Raw genomic sequence first — 21,957 nt, forward strand, 5'->3', positions numbered from 1 at the left:
TTTGCGGGGCGCGTGTCGGCGCGCCTGCGTGGTTAGGGCGCGCCATACCCATACCGTTCTGGTTGCGCGGAACTACTTGACATAACTCTAACTCTATGGTTGAGGTTGAGGGTTTGCCACGAGAGCCGCGAAACGTCCGGAGGAGCCCACCGCCGGCAGAGAGCTGAGCCAAGCCCATCAGGGAGGAAGACGAATGATGACCCCCCCGCATAACTACCTGGCCGTCATCAAGGTCGTGGGTATCGGTGGCGGCGGCGTCAACGCCGTCAACCGGATGATCGAACAAGGCCTCAAAGGCGTGGAGTTCATCGCGATCAACACCGACGCGCAGGCGCTGCTGATGAGTGATGCCGACGTCAAACTCGACGTCGGCCGCGAGTCCACCCGTGGCCTGGGCGCCGGGGCGGACCCGGAAGTCGGCCGCAAGGCCGCCGAGGACGCCAAGGACGAGATCGAAGAGCTGCTGCGCGGGGCCGACATGGTGTTCGTCACCGCCGGCGAGGGCGGCGGCACCGGCACCGGCGGGGCGCCCGTCGTGGCCAGCATCGCCCGCAAGTTGGGCGCGCTGACCGTCGGCGTGGTCACCCGGCCCTTCTCCTTCGAGGGCAAGCGGCGCGGCAACCAGGCCGAGAGCGGCATCTCGGCGCTGCGCGAGAGCTGCGACACCCTGATCGTGATCCCCAACGACCGGCTGCTGCAGATGGGTGACGCCGCGGTGTCGCTGATGGACGCCTTCCGCAGCGCCGACGAGGTGCTGCTCAACGGCGTCCAGGGCATCACGGACCTGATCACCACCCCGGGCCTGATCAACGTGGACTTCGCCGACGTCAAGGGCATCATGTCCGGCGCGGGCACCGCCCTGATGGGCATCGGTTCCGCCCGCGGCGAGGGACGTTCGCTCAAGGCCGCCGAGATCGCCATCAACTCCCCGCTGCTGGAGGCCTCGATGGAGGGCGCCCACGGCGTGCTGATGTCGATCGCCGGCGGCAGCGACCTGGGCCTTTTCGAGATCAACGAGGCGGCCTCGCTGGTGCAGGACGCCGCGCATCAGGACGCCAACATCATCTTCGGCACCGTGATCGACGATTCGCTGGGCGACGAGGTGCGCGTCACCGTCATCGCCGCGGGCTTCGACGCCGCAGGCACCGGCCGCAAATCCGTGCTCGGCGGCGGTGCCGACAAGGAAGAAAAGGGCGGTGCGCACCGGATCGAGTCGGCGAAGGCGGGCAAGCTCACCTCGACGCTGTTCGAACCGGTCGACGCCGTCAGCGTGCCGGTTCACACCAACGGATCGACTTTGAATATCGGCGGCGATGACGATGACGTCGACGTGCCGCCGTTCATGCGCCGCTGAGGGTCTCAATTTGCTTGCCAGCGCGCGACAAACCGGCCTCGAAATATACGGGCCGGACGGCGCTGCCCCCTGGCAAGCACACCGCTCCGGATACTGGTCACGTGAGCGTTCGCATCAGGCGGGTCACCACCACCAGGGCCGGTGGGGTCTCGAAGCCGCCCTTCGACACCTTCAACCTCGGCGACCACGTCGGGGACGACCCGGCGGCGGTGGCCGAGAACCGGGCCCGGCTGGCCGCCACCGTCGGCCTGCGTGCGGGGCGCGTGGTGTGGATGAACCAGGTCCACGGTGACCGGGTCGAGGTGGTCGACGGAGCGCGTGACACCGCGGTCGACGACACCGACGCGTTGGTGACTCGCACCGCGCGACTCGCCCTGGCAGTGGTCACCGCCGACTGCGTTCCGGTTTTGATGGCCGATGCGCGCGCCGGCGTTGCCGCGGCAGTGCACGCCGGCCGGGTCGGCGCCCAGCGCGGGGTGGTGACCCGAACGGTGGAGGCGATGCAGAAGCTCGGCGCGCAACCGCAAGACATCTCGGCGCTGCTGGGCCCGGCGGTCAGCGGCCGCAATTACGAAGTGCCCGCGGCCATGGCCGACGAGGTCGAGGCGGCGTTGCCGGGCAGTCGTACCACCACCGCCGCGGGAACTCCCGGCCTCGATCTGCGGGCCGGAATCGCCTGCCAGCTAAGGGATCTGGGCGTGACGGCGATCGATATCGATCCTCGGTGCACGGTGGACGACCCGGCGTTGTTCAGTCATCGGCGGGATGCCCCGACCGGCCGGCTGGCCTCACTGGTCTGGATGGAGTGACTGCGATGGCGGTAGGAATGCACGCCGGTGACAGTCGCAGCGACCGCGACTCGGAATTGACCCACGCTTTGGCATCGGTGCGCTCGCGCCTGGCGGCGGCGGCCGAGGCGGCGGGTCGCAATGTCGGTGAAATCGAAGTTCTACCGATTACCAAATACTTCCCAGCAACCGATGTTGTGACTTTGTCGCGCTTGGGTTGCCGAGTCGTCGGCGAATCTCGCGACCAGGAAGCGAGGGCAAAAGTGGCCGAAGTCACCCGATTGCTGGCGGCATCGGCGCACGGGGACGTGGGAAATCCGCGCTGGCACATGGTCGGTCATATCCAGCGGAATAAGGCCAAATCGGTGGCGGGCTGGGCACACACCGCGCACTCGGTCGACAGCGCGCACCTGGTGTCCGCGCTCGACAAGGGCGTGGCGGCGGCGCTGGCCGAGGGCCGCCGCACCGCCCCGATGCGGATCTACGTCCAGGTCAGCCTCGACGGCGACGAGTCCCGTGGCGGCGTCGACATATCGCGGCCGGGCGCCGTTGACCAGGTGTGCGATCAGGTCGAGGACTCCAAAAACCTGGACCTGGTCGGGCTGATGGGGATCCCGCCGCTGGACTCGGACCCCGACGAGGCCTTTGACCGGCTGCAATCGGAGCATCGCCGGGTTCTCGAGTCGCATCGCGACGCGGTCGGGTTGTCCGCGGGCATGTCCAACGACTTCGAAATTGCCGTGAAACACGGTTCGACGTGTGTGCGTGTCGGTACCGCGCTATTGGGCCCGCGGCGGTTACCGTCACCGTAAGTAGTCACTGTAGTAACAGCTTTATCACTGACACCAGTACTCCCAGGGGCTAGAAGGGTCAACGCAATGAGCACACTGCACAAAGTCAAGGCCTATTTCGGTATGGCCCCAATGGACGACTACGAGGACGAGTATTACGACGACCACGCTCCGTCCCGTGGTTTTCCCCGGCCGCGATTTGACGACGGATACGGTCGCTACGAGCAAGACGACTACGACGATCCGCGCCGCGAGCCCGCCGACTACCCGCCGCCCGCCGGTTACCGCGGCGGCTACGGGGACGAGCCCCGCTACGGCGCCGTCCACCCCCGCGAGTTCGACCGGGGCGAGCGGGGCGGCCCGCGCTTCGGGTCGTGGTTGCGCAACTCCACCCGAGGCGCGTTGGCGATGGACCCCCGCCGGATGGCGATGATGTTCGAAGAGGGCCATCCGCTCTCGAAGATCACCACGCTGCGGCCCAAGGACTACAGCGAGGCGCGCACCATCGGTGAGCGCTTCCGCGACGGCACCCCGGTCATCATGGACCTGGTGTCGATGGACAATGCCGACGCAAAGCGCCTCGTCGACTTCGCGGCCGGCCTGGCCTTCGCGCTGCGCGGATCCTTCGACAAGGTCGCGACCAAGGTGTTCCTGTTGTCGCCCGCCGACGTCGACGTGTCCCCGGAGGAGCGCCGCCGAATCGCCGAAACCGGTTTCTACGCTTACCAATAGCCACATCGGCCGCCCGCTGCACAGCGGGAGCTCGGATCCTCGACGGCCGGAAGTGCCCACGTGAGATGAGGCCCCTCGCCCGGAGTCGGTACGCTGGCAGGCGCCGCGCTGGTCGGCGGCGCTTGGCTTCTCACGGGTAAGGTCGGGGCACTTCAGTTGGTGTTGTTCTTTCAGATCCTTGGGTTTGCGCTATTCATTTTCTGGCTGCTGCTCATCGCTCGGGTCGTGGTTGAGTTCATCCGCTCGTTCAGCCGGGACTGGCATCCGACGGGGATCACCGTCGTGGTGCTGGAGATCATCTTGTCGATCACGGATCCGCCGGTGAAACTGCTCCGCAGGCTGATCCCGCAACTCACCATCGGAGCGGTCCGCTTCGACCTCTCGATCATGGTGCTGTTACTCGTCGCGTTCATCGGGATGCAGCTGGCGTTCGGCGCGGCGGCTTAGCTCCCCATGGGGCCCGATGGTGTGACCCATTCCGTCCCGGAGACGGTTCGGCCACGCTTTAGCGTCGGTTTGGTACCCGCGATTTAAAAATTCTAAGGTTTCGGATTTTATTGCCTTCAAAGTTTGAAATTGGTCCTTATTTATTGGGCTAATCGGCAACGGTCGCGCCTGGTGTGACAGGATGGACGGCAGTTGCACTACGGCTACCACTGCGTTCTACACTTTCCAGAACGTTCGAGAAGGAACTTGAGGGGACGAAACAATGCCGCTTACACCAGCCGACGTCCACAATGTGGCGTTCAGTAAGCCACCGATCGGCAAGCGGGGCTATAACGAAGACGAGGTAGACGCCTTCCTCGATCTGGTGGAAGCCGAGCTGACGCGGCTCATCGAAGAGAACAGCGATCTGCGCCAGCGGATCGAGGAACTGGACCACGAGCTGTCCTCCGGTGGTGGCTCGGCCACCCCGGCCGCAGCGGCCGCGCCCACCCAGGCGATTCCCGTCCGCGAGCCCGAGCCCGAGCCGGTCAAGCCGACGCCGGCCGCAACGCCGGCCGCGGGGGCCGCCGCGGCCAACAACGAGGAGCAGGCCATGAAGGCCGCTCGGGTGTTGACGCTGGCGCAGGACACCGCCGACCGCTTGACCACCACGGCCAGGACCGAGTCGGAGAAGATGCTGTCCGACGCCCGCGCCAACGCCGACCAGATCCTCAGCGAGGCGCGCAGCACCGCCGAGACCACGGTCGCCGAGGCCCGGCAGCGCGCCGACGCCATGCTCGCCGACGCGCAGACCCGCTCCGAGACCCAGTTGCGCCAGGCCCAGGAGAAGGCCGACGCCCTGCAGGCAGACGCCGAACGCAAGCACTCCGAGATCATGGGCACCATCAACCAGCAGCGCACCGTGCTGGAAGGCCGCCTCGAGCAGCTCCGTACCTTCGAGCGCGAATACCGCACCCGGCTCAAGACCTACCTGGAGTCTCAGCTGGAGGAGCTCGGTCAGCGTGGGTCCGCCGCGCCCGTGGACTCCAGCGCGGATGCGGGCAGCTTCGACCAGTTCAACCGGGGCAGCAACTAGCCTTTCGGACGTGCCGGTCACTCGCCGAGCTTCGGGGTTGGCACACTTGGTCATGAAACCGCGGTCCCACTCGTCGCTTGGAGGATGACTGATGCTCATCATTGCGCTGGTATTGGCGCTTATCGGGCTCGTCGCGTTGGTGTTCGCGGTCGTCACCAGCAACGAGCTGGTGGCGTGGGTGTGCATCGCCGCGAGCGTGGTGGGTGTGGTGTTGTTGATCCTCGACGCCCTGCGCGAGCGCCAGCGGCCTGACGTGGCAGGCGACGAAACCCCAGCTGCCGACGAAGCCCACGAGGACGACTACGTCGACTACCCCGAGGAAGCCCCGGCCGCGGGCGAACCGGCGACCACCGCGGAAACCGCGCAGACCGAGGAGTCCACTGTCGCGGCCGAGGGCCGCGGCGACGAGCCCGCCAAGTAACTCCTGTTTTTTGGCGGTTCGGCGCTCAGCAAGTCGGCGTGGCGAGCAGTTGGCGGACCTCGTCGTCGCTGATCTGATGAAAGTCGTCGTAGACCTGCCCGACGGCTTCGAATCCCGGCGGTGTGGTCGCGCACACCACGTCGTCGGCCTCTCGTAGGAGCTCGCGGCAGGTCGACTCCGGTCCCACCGGGACGGCGACCACGATGGATTTCGGACCGGCGGCTCGGACGGCGCGTACGGCGGCGAGCATGCTTGCGCCCGTTGCGATTCCGTCGTCGACCAGGATGACAATCCGGTCGCGCAAGTCGGCGATCGGGCGACCACCCCGGTAGGCGTGCTCGCGCCGGAGCAGCTCCGCCGTCTCACTGTCGATCACCTCGCGCACCTGCTCGTCGGTGACATGCAGGCTGGCCACCACGTCCCGGTTCATCACCACGCCACCACCGCTGGCCAAAGCGCCCATCGCCAGTTCCGACCACTGCGGCACCCCGAGCTTGCGGACCAGGAAAACGTCGAGCGGCGCCTCCAGGGCGGTCGCGATCTCCCAGGCAACCGGCACGCCGCCACGGGCCAGCCCGAATACCTGCACATCGCCCCGGCCGCGATACGCGGCCAACCACCGCGCCAGTTCGCGGCCGGCCTCGCGTCGGTCGACGAACGTCTTCGGTGATGTCCGCCGGACAAAACGACTCGATGGGTTCATTCGTTTACGCTCCCGGCTGCTAAGCCTCTTTCCAGGCTACGTGCGTCGGGCCGAGCGCGGTGGCAGAGTTCGGGTTGGCTGCAGGCTCAGGCACGACCGAGAGGATCCGCGAGATGAGACGGCGTTACGGCACCTACACGGCCTACAGCATCGCGTGCGCGATCGTCTGGGCGGTCATCTTGGCGGTGGTTTCGACGACGGGCGACGCCGCCAGCCGGCATACGTTCCTGCTGGTGTGCGGCGGCTGGGCGATCGGGTGGCTGTCGGCGACGATCGCCAGGGGCGTCTACCCGCCACCGAAGCGGCGTCTTCGGCAGTGAGTTACCGGGTGTAATCGCGGCTTCGCCGCTCAACACGCTCCATCGGCTCGGAAATGAACGCGAGCATTCATTCCGTTCGCCTCAATCGTGTGTGCTCGCGGCTTTGCCGCTCAACACGCTCCATCGGCTCGGAAATGAACGCGAGCGTTCATTTCCCTCGCCTCAGTCGTGTGTCCGAGGGGGTCTGTGATTCATTGACATAGAGGACGGATGTCTCCCGACATAGAGGACAGCTCCCCAGCGGCCAGTATCACCGACCTACAAGCACAGCTAGACACCTTCACCGAGTACTACAACACCGTGCGCCCCCACCGCTCCTGCGGTCGCCGCACCCCACACGACGCCTACTGCGCCCGACCCCCCGCCGGGCCCGCCACCACCCCCGCTGGCATCCACTGGCGAGTGCGCACCGACCGCGTCGACAGCTACGGCAAGCTCACCCTGCGCCACGCCGGACGCCTCCACCACATCGGCATCGGCCACCGCTGGGCCAACACCCCCGTGCTCATGCTCATCGCCGACCTCAACATCCGCATCATCGCCACCCCCGGCGGCCAACTCATCCGCCAACTCACCCTCGACACCAACAGCGACTACCAACCCCAACAACAGAAAACACCCCCAGCCAACAACTGAGGGTGTTCACTATGTCGCGAGACATCTGTCCTCGATGTCTCGCGACATCACAGTGTGTCCGAGGGGGGACTTGAACCCCCACGCCCATTAGTAGGGCACTAGCACCTCAAGCTAGCGCGTCTGCCATTCCGCCACTCGGACAAGGCCAAACCAGCATGGGTTGGCAGCTAAGGCTATCGGATCGCGCGCCGCGAACCCAACCCAGCTCCCCGAGACGGCGCGATGATCGGGCAGCACGCCGCCGAGTCGCGGCAATGGTAGGAAAGGTGGTTGTGACCATCCAGAGCGGGGCGACCGAGGCGCCAACCAACCCGAGCGACGACGTGGTCGAGGTTGTCAGCAAGTTGATTCGTTTCGACACCACCAACACCGGCGAACCGGAAACGACCAAGGGCGAGGCAGATTGCGCGCAATGGATCGCCGAGCAGCTCGCCGAGGTCGGTTACGCGCCGCAGTATGCCGAGTCCGGCGCGCCGGGCCGCGGCAATGTATTCGTCCGCCTGCCCGGCGCCGACAGCTCGCGCGGCGCGTTGCTGATCCACGGGCATCTCGACGTGGTCCCGGCCGAGCCGACCGAATGGAGCGTGCACCCGTTCTCCGGCGCGATCAAAGACGGCTTCGTCTGGGGTCGCGGCGCGGTCGACATGAAGGACATGGTCGGCATGATGATCGTGGTGGCCCGCCACTTGAAGCGGGCGGGCATCGTGCCGCCCCGCGATCTGGTCTTCGCGTTCATCGCCGACGAAGAGCACGGCGGCACGTACGGGGCACAGTGGCTTGTCGATCACCGGCCGGATCTGTTCACCGGCGTCACCGAGGCGATCGGCGAGGTGGGTGGGTTCTCGCTGACCGTGCCCCGCCGCGACGGGGGAGAACGCCGGCTCTACCTGATCGAGACAGCAGAAAAGGGGCTGTCCTGGATGAAGCTCACCGCCCGGGGTCCGGCCGGACACGGCTCGATGGTCCACGACCAGAACGCGGTGACCGCCGTCGCCGAGGCCGTCGCCCGATTGGGCCGCCACCAGTTTCCGCTCGTGGTGACCGACACCGTCGCGCAGTTCCTCGCCGCCGTCAGCGAGGAGACCGGGCTGACCTTCGACACCGAATCGGGCGACCTGCGCGGAATGATCGAAAAGCTGGGCCCGATGGCCCGCATGCTCAAGGCGGTGCTGCACGACACCGCGAACCCGACAATGCTCAAGGCCGGATATAAGGCCAACGTCGTACCGGCGATCGCTGAGGCGGTGGTTGACTGCCGCATCCTGCCGGGCCGCAAGGAGGCGTTCGAGGCCGAGATCGACGAGCTGCTGGGCCCCGACGTGACGCGCGAATGGATCAAGGATTTCTCGTCGTATGAGACCAGCTTCGACGGCGACCTGGTCGACGCCATGAACGAGGCTGTGCTGGCGCATGACCCGGGCGCCCGTACCGTGCCGTATATGCTTTCCGGCGGTACCGATGCGAAATCGTTCGCGCGCTTAGGTATTCGCTGTTTCGGGTTCAGCCCGCTGCGGTTGCCGCCGGATCTCGATTTCACCGCGCTGTTCCACGGTGTCGATGAGCGGGTACCCATCGATGCGCTGCGGTTCGGCACCGACGTGCTGGCCCACTTCCTGACCCACTGCTAGATCACCAAGCCGATCACACGAGAGGACCACCATGAGCACTGCTCCCGACCCGTACGCATCGTTGCCGGAGCTGCCGACCTTCACGTTGACCTCGCAATCGGTTGGCGACGGCCAGCCGCTGGCTAAAGCGCAAGTCAGCGGAATCATGGGTGCGGGCGGCGAAGACGTCAGCCCCCAGCTGAGCTGGTCGGGATTCCCGGACGAGACCCGCAGTTTCGCCGTCACCGTCTATGACCCCGACGCCCCGACGGCCTCTGGGTTCTGGCACTGGGCGGTGGCCAACCTGCCGGCCGACGTCACCGAGTTGCCCGCGGGCGCCGGCGATGGCAGCAACCTGCCCGGCGATGCGCTGACGCTGGTGAACGACGCCGGGCAGCGCCGCTACATCGGGGCCGCGCCGCCGGCGGGCCACGGCCCGCACCGGTACTACATCGCCGTGCACGCCGTGGACACCGACAAGCTGGATCTGCCAGAGGACGCGAGCCCCGCCTTTCTCGGCTTCAACTTGTTCCAGCACGCGATTGCTCGTGCGGTCATCCACGGCACCTACGAACAGAAGTAGGGCAGGGGCTTCGGTCCGCGGCCCGGGGTTCCCGGCGCTCCCGCCCGAAGCGGGGGTGCCTGCTCGAAGAGGCGCCCCGGCCGCCTTCCGCTGAAATCACTTGCGCCACTTTCGTCCCGGTGTTCTCAGCTGAGCGGATTCTGTCGGCGGGCGAACGTATCATTCGAACATGCGTTCGAGAAATTGGACAGCGATTCGAGCTGACGTTGACGCCTTGAGCGCTGCCCTCTCCCGCTTCCAGGCGCTTTCCTGGGAGTCGCTGAGTCCCGCCGAGTTCGTTGACGCGCTGGAAAAGTACGTGTTTCTGGTCGGCCGGCTGGATGCACTCATCTATGAGCTGTGGAGCCCGTTCGCGCAGCCGAGTGGGCGGCGCACATGGCTTTGACCGACCGTGACGACATCCAGGACGACGTAGACGCTCTGCACGCCATCGTCTCTCGCTTCCGTGAGCATTCGTATGAGGCGCTGACCAACCCGGAGCGGTTGCAGCTGCTGGAGAACCTCGAGTGCGAGACACGCAAACTTCAAGCGCCTACCCATCAGCTCATCAATCAGCTTGGTGAGCAAGGGGGTTCAGCGGAGTTCGGCGGCAAGCTGTCCTGGGTGTTGGCCGATCGGTTGCACATCACTCGCGCCGAGGCCGGACGGCGCATCGCCGAGGCGGCGGATTTGGGTCCGCGCCGGGCGTTGACCGGGGAGCCGTTGGCGCCGGTGTTGCCCGCGACCGCGGCGGCCCAGCGCGACGGGGCAATCGGTGCCGACCACGTGTCGGTGATCCGGCGGTTCTTCCACCAGTTGCCCGAGTCCGTCGACCTCGAGACTTGTGTGCATGCCGAAAAGCAGTTGGCGGTCAAGGCCACAGAATTCCGCCCCGATCAGCTCGCCAAACTCGCCCGGCGCCTGATGGATTGCCTCAACCCCGACGGCAGCTACACCGACCAAGACCGGGCCCGGATGCGGGGGGTGGTGCTCGGCAATCAGCAGGCCGACGGTATGTCGCGCCTGAGTGGATGGCTGACGCCGGAGGCGCGCGCCAGTTGGGAGGCGGTGCTGGCCAAGCTGGCCGCGCCCGGCATGGGCAACCCCGACGACGACACACCCGTCGTCGACGGCACCCCCTCGGTAGATGCGATTCAGCGCGACACCCGCAGCACCGGGCAGCGCAACCACGACGGCCTCAACGCCGCCCTTCGCGCCGTCCTCGCCAGCGGAAACCTCGGTCAGCACAACGGCTTACCGGCCAGCATCATCGTGACCACCACCCTCGCCGACCTCGAAGCCGCGGCCGGAAAGGGTTTGACGGGTGGTGGCACCATCCTGCCGATGTCCGACGTCATCCGGCTGGCTCGCCATGCGCACCATTACCTCGCGATCTTCGACAAGGGCAAGGCGTTAGCGCTGTATCACACCAAGCGCCTCGCGTCGCCGGGGCAACGAATTGTTCTGTACGCCAAGGACCGTGGCTGTACGCATCCCGGCTGCGACGTCTCCGGCTATAACTGCGAGATTCACCATGTCGAAGATTGGGCCAGGACGTACCGCACCGACATCGACCAACTCGCCATGGCCTGCGGGCCCCACCACCGGCTGCTCGAGAAGGGCTGGACCACCCGACGACGTGCGAACGGCGATACCGAATGGATACCGCCGCCGCATCTCGATCGCGGGCAACCGCGAACCAACACCTTCCATCATCCCGAGGATCTGTTGCGCGAAAAGGAAGACGGCGAAGCCGACGATGCAATGGGTCCAGCTTAAGGCGCCGACTCACATGCGTCCATACGCGACGGCCATGACTAGGCCCAAACCCGCCAGCAACAAAAACATGATGGTCACCGGGTCGATTACTTCGAAGATCATGTAATCACCCGTGACCGAGCGGGGCGGTCGACAATGGCCGAGTGGCCACCGGCGTATGCAAGCTACGGGCCTGCCATGCGTGTTGGACGGCGATGGCCAATTCGCTCTGTAGCCGTTCGTAGCCGCGCGGCGAAATCCAGACCGGTTGTGTGCTGGGCATGTTCATTGCTCTCCTCAAGCCATCGTGGCTGGTCTCCGGGACACTCGCTGAGGTACTTGCGCCGTTGTGACGCAGTGGGCCTTCCGCGACCGCAGGACTTTCGCCAGATGCATTTCATACGGCACGGCCTCGAGCAGCGTCACCGGTCGCCCCGACTCACCGGGAATCGAGTAGATGCGTTGGTCGCCCGGCCGCGCGCCGGCTATTGCGCGGCCCAACGGCGACGCCATCGAGTACACCTTGATGTCGGCGCCCTCGCTGCCGCGTCTGCCCAGCAGGAACCTTTCGGTCTCACCGGTGACGTCGTAGCGGATGGTCAAAACCATGCCCGGTTCGGCGACGGGGCCCGCGGTGGGATCGCTAACGACCGCCCGCGCCAACAGGTTCTCGATCTCGCGGATACGTCGTTGTAGCGCTGAGCGTTTCGCGTCGAAATCCATCATGTCGTCAGGGACTTCAACGATCAGCTCCGACCGCAACGCGTTGAGTGTGTTCCGCAGGCGCGTGTACTGGTGTCGGGTCATGCCCATGGATTTGATACCGGTCAATTTTGAGTCGTGTCCTTCCTTTTCTCGGGGGAGCGTCGTCAGAGGCGGGCCAAAGGAGGCAGCCGCCGCTGACGACTCGGACGCCCACGGCGGGCGAAAATCCGTTGCGGTTGAGTGTTTTTCCGCTGGAGTCGTTAATTCCAGGTGGTTAATTCCATGGTGGCCTGCGGCGACTCGACCGTGTTTGCCGGAAACCGACAAAGGCGGTTCGATGCGTTGTCACACCTCGACAACGCTGCTGTCGAGGCTGCCGGAATCAACGGGCTGGCGCCGCTTATCGCCGCTCGACGAGGCGGTCGAAGCTTCGCTGCCATCGGTCGTAGCGGAGGCGGTCAAGGGTGATGCGTGCACGCGCGACTAGGGCCACTGCCAAGAGGCTCACCGCCCACCAGGTCGCCACTGCAAAGGCGACCGCCTCGTCGCGGGCGGTGTTCAGCGGTCGGGCCACCGGCAGGCCCTCGTCATCGACCCAAATTTCAATAGTGTCGCCGATCTTGGCCTTCAGCGGCGCGGTGACGTCACCGGTGCGTTCGGCCCCGGCGGCAAACCATCGGGCAGTGACCGTCACTGTTGGGCTCTCGAGGCTGCGGCGAGGGTGGCTGTCCCCGGTGACAGTCGCGGTCACCGGGTGGCGAGTTCGGGCCTGCTCGGCGTAGAGACGGCTACGAGAATCATGGACCGCGGTGCCCACCGCGGCACTGAAGGGCACGGCGATCAGCGACACCGCGACGGCTAACACCACAATCAGCGCCTCCACCCGGTCGGTGGTGCGTATCAGCGGGTTACGGCCGAACAGACGCGCGAACAGCCTCCGCGGCAGCGGCACGGTGAAGGTCTCCATCGCGGCGTCATCATCAGGTCGCCGGTCGGCGATCGGCTGATGATCCGGGTCTGAGGTCGACAACGAACAATTCCTATCGGAAGTCGGCATGGCTCACAGGTGTCGCGCGGCCGGGGGGATACCAGCCGTCACTGGAATCTGCCGGGCAACCTTCATGATGGTGCGCATAGCCGCCGCAGGCTTTGCCACAGCCAGACAACGACGCTGTCCCGCTTTGTCGAATTGCGACAGCGGTCAGATGTCAGTGGCCGCGAGTTCTATCATCATCGCCAGCCGCTTTCTGGCATCGTCCAACGGCAGATTGGTGATCTCGGCCATCTTGCGCAGCCGGTAACGCACGGTGTTCTCGTGCACTCCCAGCCGGTCACCGGCTTCGGCCGGATCGCCCTGGGCCTCCAGCCATGCGCGCAGCGTGGCCACGTAATCGGTCCCGTTGGCGCGGTCACGACGGCCTAGCTCGGCCACCGGCCCACGCGACGGTGACCGGCCTGAGCGCGCCGCCGTGCGCAACCGCTGCAACAGGATGTCAGCCCACGACTCGTCATAGACCGGAGGCGTGGCCCCGGGGGAATTCTCTTGCAGCGCAAGACATTCCTCGGCTTCCCGGCGTGCGGCGGCGAGCTCGGTCACCTCAGCGGCGCCACTGATGCCGGCCAGCACCGTCACCTGTTCGGGGAGGGCCGCCCGTAGGCCGGTTACCCAGCGCCGCGCCGTCGCCGCCTGCGCGCCGGGAAGCAGCGTGTAGACGATATTGCCCGCCAAGGCGCTGCGCCCCGGCCGTGACCAGCCAAACCCCGTCGTGGCACGCTCGAACGCCAACAACAGAGCGGCATCGCGTTCATCGCCGATAAACGCCTGCAGCGCAATAACCCTCAACCCTTCGTGCGGCAGACCCAGCCTGCTCGCCACCATGGCGGCATCGGCCGTTCCCTCGAGCAACCGAATCACCAGTTCCGATTCGACTTGACGCTCCAAATCCGCGCTGGCTCGCGAGCGTAGAAGATGCAGTGCCACCGTGTGCGCCCCATCGGCCAAGGCGGTGCGTGCCGCCCCGTCCAGCGGCGCCGAACACGCCACCCAAACCGATCCGATCAACTCGCCCCCGGAGCGCACGGCCACCACCATGCGCCCGATCAAGCCGTGCTCGGCGTCCTCGGGGACAAACAGCGGCTCGTCGGAGACCCGCAGGTGTGCGAATACGCCCCGCGCATCGAACAATGCGCGCAGCTGCTCCGGTGTCTGCCGCTCCAGGATCGTCTGCACCCGCGCCGGGTCGGCATGTTGCTGCAGTTTCGAATACGCCAGCACGCGCAACAGCCGATCGTGAATGACGACTGAACTGCCGATAGCGTCCGCCAGGCTGTCGGCCAGTGCGAAGAGATCCGTTGGGCCACGACCGGATTCAGTCTCGCGACCCTCCAGCACCAGTCCGTAGACGACCGTAGCCACCTCGCTCCAGGTGACGGTCTCGTCGACCACCATCACCGCGCCGACCTCGGCGTCGGCATCACCGTCGATCGCGATCGGCTCTTCACCGTCGCGTACCAACACCACGACAGCACGCGCTGAAGCTGCCCACTGCACCGCTTCGCGAAACGAGCCGGCACCGACGGCCAGCAGTACATCGCCCACCACCACACGATCCGGCGCGGCTTCGTGGATCACCACGCTGCGCAGCTCAGCCGACCTGGGCACCGACGACCAACGCAACCGGACTCCATAACCACCCAGCACATTCACCAGGCGGTCCAACGTGATCACCAGCCGCTCCTCATGCCGAACTGTTGTCAGCCTAACCAGGAGTCAAGCTCGGCTTGACTCAATCCGGTGTGCGTGCCGCCGAGCCGACGGCATCGCCGAGCGAGGCGAAGCCGCCGTCGTGCAGTCGCAGCGCAATGCCCTGGTGAATCCGCTTGGCCCACAAGCCTCCTCCGTAGATGAAGCCCGTATAACCCTGCAGCAGCGATGCTCCCGCGGTGATCCGCTCCCAGGCATCGTCCGCGGTCTCGATGCCCCCGACGCTGATCAGCACCAGGCGGTCGCCGACACGGCTGTACAGTCGGCGCAGCACCTCGACGGCGCGGCGTGCCACCGGCGGCCCGGAGATGCCGCCCGGGCCCAGCTCGTCCACGCCCGGTGTGGTCAACCCGCGCCGCGACACCGTGGTGTTGGTGGCGACGATGCCGGCCAGGCCGAGTTCGACTGCCAGGTCCGCGATGTCGTCCACGTCGGAATCGGAAAGGTCCGGCGCGATCTTCACCAGCACCGGCGTGGACGTCTCGGCCAGCACGGCCGACAGGATTGGCCGCAGCGACTCGACCGCCTGCAGATCACGCAGCCCGGGCGTGTTCGGCGAGCTGACATTGACCACGAGATAGGACGCCAACGGGCCGACCAGCCGGGCGCTCGCCCGGTAATCGTCGACGGCCTGCTCGGCCGGTGTCGCCTTCGTCTTGCCGATGTTGACCCCGATCGGCACCTCGGGCCGCTGCCGCGAAAGCCGCATCGCCAGCGCGCCCGCACCGAGATTGTTGAAGCCCATCCGGTTCAGCAGGGCCCGGTCGGCCGGCAGCCGAAACATCCGCGGGGCGGGATTCCCGGGTTGCGGGTTCGCGGTGACCGTCCCAACCTCGGCATGTCCGAAACCCAGCGCACCCCAGGTGAGCAACCCCAAACCGTCCTTGTCGAAGCCGGCCGCCAGCCCCAGCGGCGCGGGGAAGCACACTCCGAACACCGTGCTGGCCAGCGCCGGATCGGTCGGGGCTAGTAGCCGGTGCAGCACCCGCCGCGTCCACCCGGCAGCGGTGACGGCGCGCAGCAGGGCGAACACCAGCGTGTGAATTCGTTCGGGCGGGATGACGAAAAGCAGCCGTCGCAGCAGGCCGTACATCCGGTGTTCGCCCTTGCGCGGCCGGGCGGGCGTCACAGTTCCGGCTGGTCGGGCCGTCGCCCCTCGGAGCCCGCGCTGTCTAAACGGGACTTCTTGCGGCGCAACAGAACTCGTCTGCTGCCGTCGGTGTAGAGCCGCACCCTGGTCAACTCCCAGCCGCGGTATTCGGCCTCGATGGACAACCGGGTGGACGCGCTGACCCGGGTCACGTCCGGCGGCAGGCGCAGCGGCGCCCATTCGTATTCATCGGACATCTCGGTGTCCCAACCCGCGGGCAAGCGGCTGCGCCGCGCCGCGGTCAACGCTTGCCCGCCGCGTGCTCGATGACCTGTACCCCCGCACCCGAACCCGACACCACGTACAGGGTGTCTGACGCCTCGTCGAAGGCCAGCGAGTTCGGTTGCTGCACGGTCGGGTAACGCACCTTTTCGACGGGAATTCCGGTGGACAGATCGTAACCAATGACGATATTGGAAACGGTCTGCGAAACCCAGGCTAACGCGCGCGAGCCGGCCAGGCCGTATGGCGCCTGCGGTACCGGGTAGGCCTGACGCAGGATCAGGGGATCGACGCCGTACACCAGCAGTTGGCCACCGCGGGTATCGGCGACCAGCACCCGACCCGCCTGATCGGCGGCCATGGTGGTGGCGCCCCGGCCCGCGCGCAGCGCCTGCTGGGCGTGGCCGTCGGCGTCGATCGTCGTCACCGAAGTCTGCCCACGGTCCAGCACCACCGTCGTATTCCCTTGTGTGGCAAGCCAATCGACGCGCGCGAAGATCTTGGTCTTGTTGGCGACGGCCGCGCTGGTCACGGCGCCGGGCGCCGGGGAGGCCGGTGTCGGAGAAGTAAGGGTGTAGACGGCGCCGTCGGCGCTGCCCAGCACCAGCCCGCCGTCGGCCCGCTGGGCCACCGCGGTGAATTCGGTCTGGGGAGCGTCGGCGACGGCCACCTGCGCCGCGCGACCGGTGGCCAGGTCGACCGTGTAGTAGCCGCCGCGGGCGGACAGGTAGGCGGTTCCGTGGCCGTCATCGGCCAAGGCGGTCGCCGGTCCCGGGAGCTCGACGACGCGGGGCGTGACCTGCGGGTTACCGAAGACCGTGACGCTGGCGGGGGCGGCCGGGTCGGCGCCCGGCGTCAGGGCCACCAGCTGATGAGTGCCGCTATCGAAGGCCGCCGCCGCGGCGTGACCGGCCAGCGGCCGCACCGCCCCGGCCGGCCGCTGCGAGGAGGGCGGCGACACCGCCGCACGCGCCGGTTCGATGGTGCGCGGCGCGGTGTCGAGCGGATTCGATGAACATCCGACGACAGCTCCCAGCAAAGCCGCCAGACCCAATGCACCGCCGCAAGCTGCCAGCTTGTGACGTGATTGTCGTGACGGCAACTTTTTCCCTCGGGGTGTGGCGGCGGAACTCAAATTTTAGGAGACCCTCTCGCGTCGGCCGGGGCCTGCCGCCTTCATCCGACCCTACCGGCGAGGTATGGTCAGCTCATGGCCGTCACCGCTGACCGTCATATGACGCATAGTGAGTTTGCTGTCGAGGACATGTCGACAGGGATTGCCGCAAGCGGATATGGACAAGTCGGTGATGGGCGGAGTTTTTCGTTCCACATCGAGAACCGCTCCCTAGTCGTCGAGATTTACCGGCCGCGCCTGTCCGGGCCCGTTCCACAGGCCGACGAGGTCGTTGCGAGGGCGGTCCGCAGCGTGATCGAGCTCGACCTCACCGACGAGCGCAGTCTCAGCGCCGCGGTGCGGGACTCCGTGGCGCACGCGGTACCGGTTTCGCACTAGTCATCACGGACCCGTCCACCGGGTACCGTCGTGGTCGATATGACCGTCATCCTGTTACGGCACGGCCGCTCGAGTTCGAACACGGCGGGCGTTCTCGCCGGTCGCTCCGAGGGCGTCGACCTCGACGACAAGGGCCGCGAACAAGCCGACGGCCTGATCGATCGGATCGGTGATCTGCCGATTCGGGCGTTGGTCAGTTCGCCGCTGCTGCGCTGCCGCCGCACGCTCGAGCCGTTGGCCGACGCGCTCTGCCTGACACCGCTCGTCGACGATCAGCTCGCCGAGGTGGACTACGGGGAATGGACGGGTCGCAAGATCGGCGACTTGGTCAGCGAGCCGTTGTGGAAGGTCGTTCAGGCTCACCCCAGCGCGGCGATATTCCCCGGCGGTGAGGGCCTGGCTCAGGTCCAGGCGCGCGCGGTGTTCGCCGTGCGCGAGCACGATCGCCGACTGGCCGCCGAGCACGGCGGCGATGTGCTGTGGGTCGCTTGCACTCACGGTGATGTCATCAAGGCGGTCATCGCGGATGCGTACGGCATGCACTTGGACGGCTTCCAGCGCGTCACCGCGGACCCGGCGTCGGTGAGTGTGATCCGGTACACCGAGCTGCGTCCGTTTGTGTTGCACGTCAACCACACCGGTGCACGCCTGTCGGCCGCCCTGCGGGCCGGCCCCCCCGCGAAAGAAGAGGCGAAAGTAGAGGCCAAGGGCGAGGCCGACCCCACCTCCAACGGAGAGGCGCAGGAATCGGCCGCCGCGGTACCGACGAGCGACGCGGTGGTCGGCGGTTCCACGGATTAATTCGGCGGCTACCTCCATCGGATCGCACGGCGGTGGCAACAGCCGGTATTTTGGGAAGTGCCATGGCCCGCGCAATTCATGTCTTCCGCACACCCGACCGCTTCGTGGCCGGGACCGTCGGCCAGCCCGGGAATCGAACGTTCTACATCCAGGCTGTGCACGACGCCCGGGTGGTGTCGGTGATATTGGAGAAGCAGCAGGTGGCGGTGCTCTCCGAACGGATCGGTGCGCTGCTGCTCGAAGTGAATCGCCGGTTCGGCACGCCCGTTCCGCCGGAGCCCGCCGAGATCGAGGACCTCGATCCGTTGGTCACCCCGGTGGACGCCGAGTTCCGGGTCGGAACCATGGGCCTGGGTTGGGATTCGGAGGCCCAGACGGTGGTGGTCGAGTTGCTGGCGGTCACCGACGCCGAGTTCGACGCGTCGGTGGTGCTCGACGACACGGACGAGGGGCCCGACGCGGTGCGGGTGTTCTTGACGCCGGAGTCGGCGCGCCAATTCGCCACCCGCTCCAATCGCGTCATCTCCGCGGGACGTCCGCCGTGTCCCCTGTGCGACGAACCGTTGGACCCGGAGGGCCATATCTGCGCGCGCGCCAACGGATATCGGCGCAGTGCGCTGCTCGGGCCTGACGATGACCCCGAGGTCTGACGACCGTGAGGTGTTACGCGACGGCGAGCTGACGGTCATCGGACGGATCCGCTCCGCCAGCAACGGCACCTTCCTGTGCGAATCGACGCTTGGCGAGTCCAGCGTGCACTGCGTCTACAAGCCGGTGGCCGGGGAGGCGCCGCTGTGGGATTTCCCGGACGGGACGTTGGCCGGCCGCGAACGGGCCGCCTATCTGGTCTCCGCGAAGCTGGGCTGGAATATCGTGCCCTACACGATCATTCGGCACGGGCCGGCGGGGCCGGGCATGTTGCAGCGGTGGGTGCAGCAACCCGGCGACGCGGTGGACACCGAGCCGCGGCCGGGACCGGATCTGGTCGACCTGTTTCCGGCCGGCACCAGGCAGCCGGGCTACCTGCCGGTGTTGCGCGCCCTCGACTACGCCGGCGACGAGGTCGTCCTGATGCACGCCGACGACATTCGCCTATGGCGGATGGCGGTATTCGACGTGCTGATCAACAACGCCGACCGCAAGGGCGGCCACGTGTTGCGTGACCTCGACGGCCACATCTTCGGGGTCGACCACGGGGTGTGCCTGCATGTCGAGGACAAGCTGCGCACGGTGCTGTGGGGATGGGCCGGAAAGCCGATCGACGATCACACGTGCAAGGCCGTCGCCGGCCTCGTCGACGCGATCGACGGCCAGTTCGGCGACGAACTGGCCGAGCAGATCACCCGCGCGGAGATCGCCGCTCTGCGCAAGCGCGCGCACGCGCTGCTGGACAATCCGGTGATGCCCGGACCGAATCGGCATCGCCCCATCCCGTGGCCGGCTTTCTAGCGGTGATCGCAGTTGGGTCGCGGCCATCGCTGCAGGCCGCCCTTCGGCGTCGGCGATACTGAAGCGGTGAGCCCCGCCGACGACGAGACGACCGCCGACGGGATAACCGATGCCGCGTTGGCCGCCGATCTCGCCGCAGACGCGGGGGAGTTGCTGCTGAAAGTCCGCGACGAACTCGGCTTCGGGTATCCCTGGGCACTCGGTGATGCGGGCGACAGCCTGGCGAACGCCCTGATCCTGCGGCGTCTGCGCGAGGAGCGGCCCGACGATGCCGTGCTCAGCGAGGAGGCGTACGACGACCTGTCCCGGCTGAACCACGACCGCGTGTGGATCATCGACCCGCTGGACGGCACCCGGGAGTTCTCGACCCCGGGCCGCGACGACTGGGCGGTGCACATCGCGTTGTGGCAGCGCTCCAGCAACGGCCAGCGCGAAATCACCGACGCGGCGGTGTCGTTGCCCGCCCGCGGAAACATCGTCTACCGAAGCGACACCGTGACCGCCGACGCCGCGCGAGCCGGCGTCACCGACACCATCCGCATCGCCGTCAGCGCAACCCGTCCGCCCGCGGTGCTGCACCGGATGCGGCAGACGCTGCCCATCCAGCCCGTCGCGATCGGCTCGGCCGGCGCGAAGGCGATGGCCATCATCGACGGGGATGTCGACGCCTATGTGCACGCGGGCGGTCAGTGGGAGTGGGATTCGGCGGCCCCGGCCGGGGTGGTGATGGCCGCCGGTATGCACGCGTCGCGGCTCGACGGATCGCCGATGCGCTACAACCAACTCGACCCGTACCTGCCCGACTTCGTGATGTGTCGCGCCGAGCTGGCGCCGATCCTGCTGGGGGCCATCCGCGGCGGGTGACTCGGACGTGCATCGTCGTCGCGCATAGGCTGATTGCCATGCAGTCGTGGTCGTCCCCACAGGTTCCCGTGTTAACGGGGCGCGGTCCGGAGCTTCGGCTGTATGACACGTCTGACCGGCAGGTGCGTCCCGTGGCGGCCGGCTCGACCGCCACGATCTATGTCTGCGGCATCACCCCGTATGACGCGACCCACCTGGGGCATGCCGCGACCTACTTGGCGTTCGACCTGATCTACCGGCAATGGCTCGATCTCGGCCACGACGTCCACTATGTCCAGAACGTGACCGACGTCGACGATCCGCTGTTGGAGCGCGCCGAGCGCGACGGCATCGACTGGCGCGACCTGGCCGAGCGTGAGGTGTCGCTGTACCGCGAGGACATGGCGGCGCTGCGCATCCTGGCGCCGCGCGAATACGTCGGCGCGACCGAGGCCATCGCCGAGGTCGTCGAGCTCGTCGAGAAGATGCTGGCGTCGGGAGCCGCCTACGTCGTCGACGGCGAATACCCGGACGTCTACTACCGCGCCGACGCCACGCCGCAGTTCGGGTACGAATCCGGCTATGACCGCGACACCATGCTGCGCCTGTTCGCCGAGCGCGGCGGCGACCCGCAACGGCCCGGCAAGACAGATGAGCTCGACGCCCTGCTGTGGCGGGCCGCCCGGCCCGGCGAGCCCAGCTGGCCCTCGCCGTTCGGTCCTGGTCGCCCGGGCTGGCATGTCGAATGCGCGGCGATCGCGCTCAGCCGCATCGGCAGCGGTCTGGACATCCAAGGCGGGGGCAGCGACCTGATCTTCCCGCATCACGAATTCACCGCAGCCCACGCCGAATGTGTCCGCGGCGAGCGGAGATTCGCGCGCCACTACGTGCACGCCGGAATGATTGGCTGGGACGGGCACAAGATGTCCAAGAGCCGCGGCAACCTGGTGCTGGTGTCACAGCTGCGGGCCCGGGGTGTCGAGCCGGCGGCGATTCGGCTGGGGCTGCTGGCCGGCCACTACCGCGGGGACCGGTACTGGAGCGATCAGGTGCTCGACGAGGCCATCGCCCGGTTGAGGCGCTGGCGCGACGCGACCGCGCTGCCGGCCGGCCCGGACGCCGGCGATGTGATCGCGCGGGTGCGCCGATACCTGGCCGATGACCTGAACACTCCCAAAGCGCTTGCCGCACTTGATGGTTGGAGCACGGACGCGCTGGAATACGGCGGCCACGACGCCGAGGCGCCCAACCTGGTGAGAGCGGCCATCGATGCGCTACTGGGAGTGGTCGTCTAGCCGAAGTCGCCCGCAACGCCT

General features: G+C 67.1%; 25 protein-coding genes, 1 tRNA gene and 1 pseudogene. 19 read left to right on the forward strand and 8 right to left on the reverse strand.

Annotation, left to right across the window (positions count from 1 at the left end):
- Window positions 1–196 precede the first annotated feature (196 nt).
- The 7 genes from ftsZ (at window position 197) to AC5Y30_RS02555 (ending at window position 5,608) form a co-directional block, all read left to right on the forward strand.
- On the forward strand, window positions 197–1,354 hold the full coding sequence (gene ftsZ, locus AC5Y30_RS02525; RefSeq protein ID WP_499916747.1) for a cell division protein FtsZ: 1,158 nt from the start codon (window positions 197–199) through the stop codon (window positions 1,352–1,354).
- 101 nt (window positions 1,355–1,455) lie between these two features.
- Entirely contained in the window at window positions 1,456–2,163 is a 708-nt protein-coding gene (gene pgeF / locus AC5Y30_RS02530) for a peptidoglycan editing factor PgeF (protein WP_499916014.1), read from the forward strand.
- Between the two features lie 17 nt (window positions 2,164–2,180).
- Window positions 2,181–2,954, forward strand: a complete 774-nt coding sequence (locus AC5Y30_RS02535) for a YggS family pyridoxal phosphate-dependent enzyme (protein WP_499916749.1) — start codon at window positions 2,181–2,183, stop codon at window positions 2,952–2,954.
- A gap of 66 nt (window positions 2,955–3,020) precedes the next feature.
- On the forward strand, window positions 3,021–3,665 hold the full coding sequence (locus tag AC5Y30_RS02540; RefSeq protein WP_007770769.1) for a cell division protein SepF: 645 nt from the start codon (window positions 3,021–3,023) through the stop codon (window positions 3,663–3,665).
- 156 nt (window positions 3,666–3,821) lie between these two features.
- Window positions 3,822–4,112 (forward strand): YggT family protein, encoded by a 291-nt coding sequence (locus AC5Y30_RS02545; protein ID WP_007770770.1) that lies wholly within the window; start codon window positions 3,822–3,824, stop codon window positions 4,110–4,112.
- Window positions 4,113–4,374: 262 nt separating this feature from the next.
- A complete protein-coding gene (gene wag31 / locus AC5Y30_RS02550) occupies window positions 4,375–5,187 on the forward strand; it encodes a DivIVA-like cell division protein Wag31 (RefSeq protein WP_499916017.1) in 813 nt (270 codons plus the stop codon).
- Window positions 5,188–5,278: 91 nt separating this feature from the next.
- Window positions 5,279–5,608: a hypothetical protein gene (locus AC5Y30_RS02555; protein ID WP_499916019.1), complete on the forward strand. Its 330-nt coding sequence runs from the start codon at window positions 5,279–5,281 to the stop codon at window positions 5,606–5,608.
- A gap of 25 nt (window positions 5,609–5,633) precedes the next feature.
- On the opposite strand, the pseudogene AC5Y30_RS02560 reads toward AC5Y30_RS02555, so the two are convergent.
- Window positions 5,634–6,323, reverse strand: a pseudogene (locus AC5Y30_RS02560) (phosphoribosyltransferase); the annotation flags it as partial.
- Between the two features lie 101 nt (window positions 6,324–6,424).
- Between AC5Y30_RS02560 and AC5Y30_RS02565 the strand changes: the two are divergent.
- Together AC5Y30_RS02565 and AC5Y30_RS02570 are read left to right on the forward strand one after the other, a co-directional pair.
- Window positions 6,425–6,631 (forward strand): hypothetical protein, encoded by a 207-nt coding sequence (locus tag AC5Y30_RS02565; protein WP_499916021.1) that lies wholly within the window; start codon window positions 6,425–6,427, stop codon window positions 6,629–6,631.
- A 210-nt stretch (window positions 6,632–6,841) separates the two neighbouring features.
- Window positions 6,842–7,267: an integrase core domain-containing protein gene (locus tag AC5Y30_RS02570; RefSeq protein ID WP_499916023.1), complete on the forward strand. Its 426-nt coding sequence runs from the start codon at window positions 6,842–6,844 to the stop codon at window positions 7,265–7,267.
- 55 nt (window positions 7,268–7,322) lie between these two features.
- Here AC5Y30_RS02570 and AC5Y30_RS02575 read toward each other — a convergent pair.
- Window positions 7,323–7,408, reverse strand: a tRNA-Leu gene (locus AC5Y30_RS02575).
- A gap of 113 nt (window positions 7,409–7,521) precedes the next feature.
- On the opposite strand from AC5Y30_RS02575, the gene AC5Y30_RS02580 reads away from it, so the two are divergent.
- The 4 genes from AC5Y30_RS02580 (at window position 7,522) to AC5Y30_RS02595 (ending at window position 11,215) form a co-directional block, all read left to right on the forward strand.
- A complete protein-coding gene (locus AC5Y30_RS02580; RefSeq protein WP_499916025.1) occupies window positions 7,522–8,895 on the forward strand; it encodes a M20/M25/M40 family metallo-hydrolase in 1,374 nt (457 codons plus the stop codon).
- A 31-nt stretch (window positions 8,896–8,926) separates the two neighbouring features.
- The gene (locus tag AC5Y30_RS02585; RefSeq protein ID WP_499916027.1) at window positions 8,927–9,457 is read left to right on the forward strand and encodes a YbhB/YbcL family Raf kinase inhibitor-like protein; all 531 of its coding nucleotides are present in this window, start codon (window positions 8,927–8,929) and stop codon (window positions 9,455–9,457) included.
- A gap of 214 nt (window positions 9,458–9,671) precedes the next feature.
- A complete protein-coding gene (locus tag AC5Y30_RS02590) occupies window positions 9,672–9,842 on the forward strand; it encodes a hypothetical protein (protein ID WP_499916029.1) in 171 nt (56 codons plus the stop codon).
- A complete protein-coding gene (locus AC5Y30_RS02595; protein WP_499916031.1) occupies window positions 9,833–11,215 on the forward strand; it encodes an HNH endonuclease signature motif containing protein in 1,383 nt (460 codons plus the stop codon). Before AC5Y30_RS02590 ends, AC5Y30_RS02595 begins: the two co-directional genes overlap by 10 nt.
- A gap of 276 nt (window positions 11,216–11,491) precedes the next feature.
- Here the strand turns inward: AC5Y30_RS02595 and AC5Y30_RS02600 are convergent, their stop codons facing one another.
- From AC5Y30_RS02600 to AC5Y30_RS02625, 6 genes are all read right to left on the reverse strand, one after another.
- A complete protein-coding gene (locus AC5Y30_RS02600) occupies window positions 11,492–12,001 on the reverse strand; it encodes a GreA/GreB family elongation factor (RefSeq protein ID WP_499916032.1) in 510 nt (169 codons plus the stop codon).
- Window positions 12,002–12,299: 298 nt separating this feature from the next.
- Window positions 12,300–12,929: an Rv1733c family protein gene (locus AC5Y30_RS02605; protein ID WP_499916034.1), complete on the reverse strand. Its 630-nt coding sequence runs from the start codon at window positions 12,927–12,929 to the stop codon at window positions 12,300–12,302.
- A 171-nt stretch (window positions 12,930–13,100) separates the two neighbouring features.
- Window positions 13,101–14,627, reverse strand: coding sequence for a PucR family transcriptional regulator (locus tag AC5Y30_RS02610; protein WP_499916036.1), 1,527 nt, complete (start codon window positions 14,625–14,627; stop codon window positions 13,101–13,103).
- A gap of 58 nt (window positions 14,628–14,685) precedes the next feature.
- On the reverse strand, window positions 14,686–15,756 hold the full coding sequence (locus AC5Y30_RS02615) for a quinone-dependent dihydroorotate dehydrogenase (RefSeq protein WP_499916751.1): 1,071 nt from the start codon (window positions 15,754–15,756) through the stop codon (window positions 14,686–14,688).
- 32 nt (window positions 15,757–15,788) lie between these two features.
- Complete coding sequence (locus AC5Y30_RS02620; RefSeq protein WP_499916038.1) at window positions 15,789–16,058, reverse strand: DUF5703 family protein; 270 nt, start codon at window positions 16,056–16,058, stop codon at window positions 15,789–15,791.
- Window positions 16,055–17,110, reverse strand: a complete 1,056-nt coding sequence (locus AC5Y30_RS02625; protein ID WP_499916753.1) for a YncE family protein — start codon at window positions 17,108–17,110, stop codon at window positions 16,055–16,057. Before AC5Y30_RS02625 ends, AC5Y30_RS02620 begins: the two co-directional genes overlap by 4 nt.
- Before the next feature lie 135 nt (window positions 17,111–17,245).
- Here AC5Y30_RS02625 and AC5Y30_RS02630 point away from each other — a divergent pair, with 135 nt between their 5' ends.
- The 6 genes from AC5Y30_RS02630 to mshC all read left to right on the forward strand — a co-directional run bounded on the left by AC5Y30_RS02630 (window position 17,246) and on the right by mshC (window position 21,936).
- On the forward strand, window positions 17,246–17,548 hold the full coding sequence (locus tag AC5Y30_RS02630) for a hypothetical protein (protein WP_499916040.1): 303 nt from the start codon (window positions 17,246–17,248) through the stop codon (window positions 17,546–17,548).
- Window positions 17,549–17,587: 39 nt separating this feature from the next.
- Window positions 17,588–18,349 carry a histidine phosphatase family protein gene (locus AC5Y30_RS02635; protein WP_499916041.1) on the forward strand — a complete coding sequence of 254 codons (762 nt, stop codon included), beginning with the start codon at window positions 17,588–17,590 and terminating at the stop codon, window positions 18,347–18,349.
- 62 nt (window positions 18,350–18,411) lie between these two features.
- Complete coding sequence (locus AC5Y30_RS02640) at window positions 18,412–18,999, forward strand: DUF3090 domain-containing protein (protein WP_499916043.1); 588 nt, start codon at window positions 18,412–18,414, stop codon at window positions 18,997–18,999.
- Window positions 18,983–19,798: an SCO1664 family protein gene (locus AC5Y30_RS02645; protein WP_499916044.1), complete on the forward strand. Its 816-nt coding sequence runs from the start codon at window positions 18,983–18,985 to the stop codon at window positions 19,796–19,798. The genes AC5Y30_RS02640 and AC5Y30_RS02645 overlap by 17 nt, the downstream gene beginning before the upstream one ends.
- A gap of 66 nt (window positions 19,799–19,864) precedes the next feature.
- Complete coding sequence (locus tag AC5Y30_RS02650; RefSeq protein ID WP_499916045.1) at window positions 19,865–20,662, forward strand: 3'(2'),5'-bisphosphate nucleotidase CysQ; 798 nt, start codon at window positions 19,865–19,867, stop codon at window positions 20,660–20,662.
- 38 nt (window positions 20,663–20,700) lie between these two features.
- Window positions 20,701–21,936, forward strand: a complete 1,236-nt coding sequence (gene mshC / locus AC5Y30_RS02655) for a cysteine--1-D-myo-inosityl 2-amino-2-deoxy-alpha-D-glucopyranoside ligase (protein WP_499916047.1) — start codon at window positions 20,701–20,703, stop codon at window positions 21,934–21,936.
- Window positions 21,937–21,957 lie beyond the last annotated feature (21 nt).

It is taken from the genome of Mycobacterium sp. NGS27 (assembly GCF_059813005.1).

What these genes read in the sequence shown, in the direction of transcription:
- AC5Y30_RS02585 (WP_499916027.1), top strand. Translation starts at nt 8,927, where the DNA reads ATGAGCACTGCTCCCGACCCGTACGCATCGTTGCCGGAGCTGCCGACC.
- mshC (WP_499916047.1), top strand. Translation starts at nt 20,701, where the DNA reads ATGCAGTCGTGGTCGTCCCCACAGGTTCCCGTGTTAACGGGGCGCGGT.
- AC5Y30_RS02645 (WP_499916044.1), top strand. Translation starts at nt 18,983, where the DNA reads ATGACCCCGAGGTCTGACGACCGTGAGGTGTTACGCGACGGCGAGCTG.
- AC5Y30_RS02615 (WP_499916751.1), bottom strand. Translation starts at nt 15,756, where the DNA reads ATGTACGGCCTGCTGCGACGGCTGCTTTTCGTCATCCCGCCCGAACGA.
- AC5Y30_RS02565 (WP_499916021.1), top strand. Translation starts at nt 6,425, where the DNA reads ATGAGACGGCGTTACGGCACCTACACGGCCTACAGCATCGCGTGCGCG.
- AC5Y30_RS02540 (WP_007770769.1), top strand. Translation starts at nt 3,021, where the DNA reads ATGAGCACACTGCACAAAGTCAAGGCCTATTTCGGTATGGCCCCAATG.
- AC5Y30_RS02635 (WP_499916041.1), top strand. Translation starts at nt 17,588, where the DNA reads ATGACCGTCATCCTGTTACGGCACGGCCGCTCGAGTTCGAACACGGCG.
- AC5Y30_RS02580 (WP_499916025.1), top strand. Translation starts at nt 7,522, where the DNA reads ATGGTAGGAAAGGTGGTTGTGACCATCCAGAGCGGGGCGACCGAGGCG.
- AC5Y30_RS02595 (WP_499916031.1), top strand. Translation starts at nt 9,833, where the DNA reads ATGGCTTTGACCGACCGTGACGACATCCAGGACGACGTAGACGCTCTG.
- ftsZ (WP_499916747.1), top strand. Translation starts at nt 197, where the DNA reads ATGACCCCCCCGCATAACTACCTGGCCGTCATCAAGGTCGTGGGTATC.
- wag31 (WP_499916017.1), top strand. Translation starts at nt 4,375, where the DNA reads ATGCCGCTTACACCAGCCGACGTCCACAATGTGGCGTTCAGTAAGCCA.
- AC5Y30_RS02570 (WP_499916023.1), top strand. Translation starts at nt 6,842, where the DNA reads ATGTCTCCCGACATAGAGGACAGCTCCCCAGCGGCCAGTATCACCGAC.
- AC5Y30_RS02640 (WP_499916043.1), top strand. Translation starts at nt 18,412, where the DNA reads ATGGCCCGCGCAATTCATGTCTTCCGCACACCCGACCGCTTCGTGGCC.
- AC5Y30_RS02535 (WP_499916749.1), top strand. Translation starts at nt 2,181, where the DNA reads ATGCACGCCGGTGACAGTCGCAGCGACCGCGACTCGGAATTGACCCAC.
- AC5Y30_RS02630 (WP_499916040.1), top strand. Translation starts at nt 17,246, where the DNA reads ATGGCCGTCACCGCTGACCGTCATATGACGCATAGTGAGTTTGCTGTC.
- AC5Y30_RS02555 (WP_499916019.1), top strand. Translation starts at nt 5,279, where the DNA reads ATGCTCATCATTGCGCTGGTATTGGCGCTTATCGGGCTCGTCGCGTTG.
- AC5Y30_RS02600 (WP_499916032.1), bottom strand. Translation starts at nt 12,001, where the DNA reads ATGACCCGACACCAGTACACGCGCCTGCGGAACACACTCAACGCGTTG.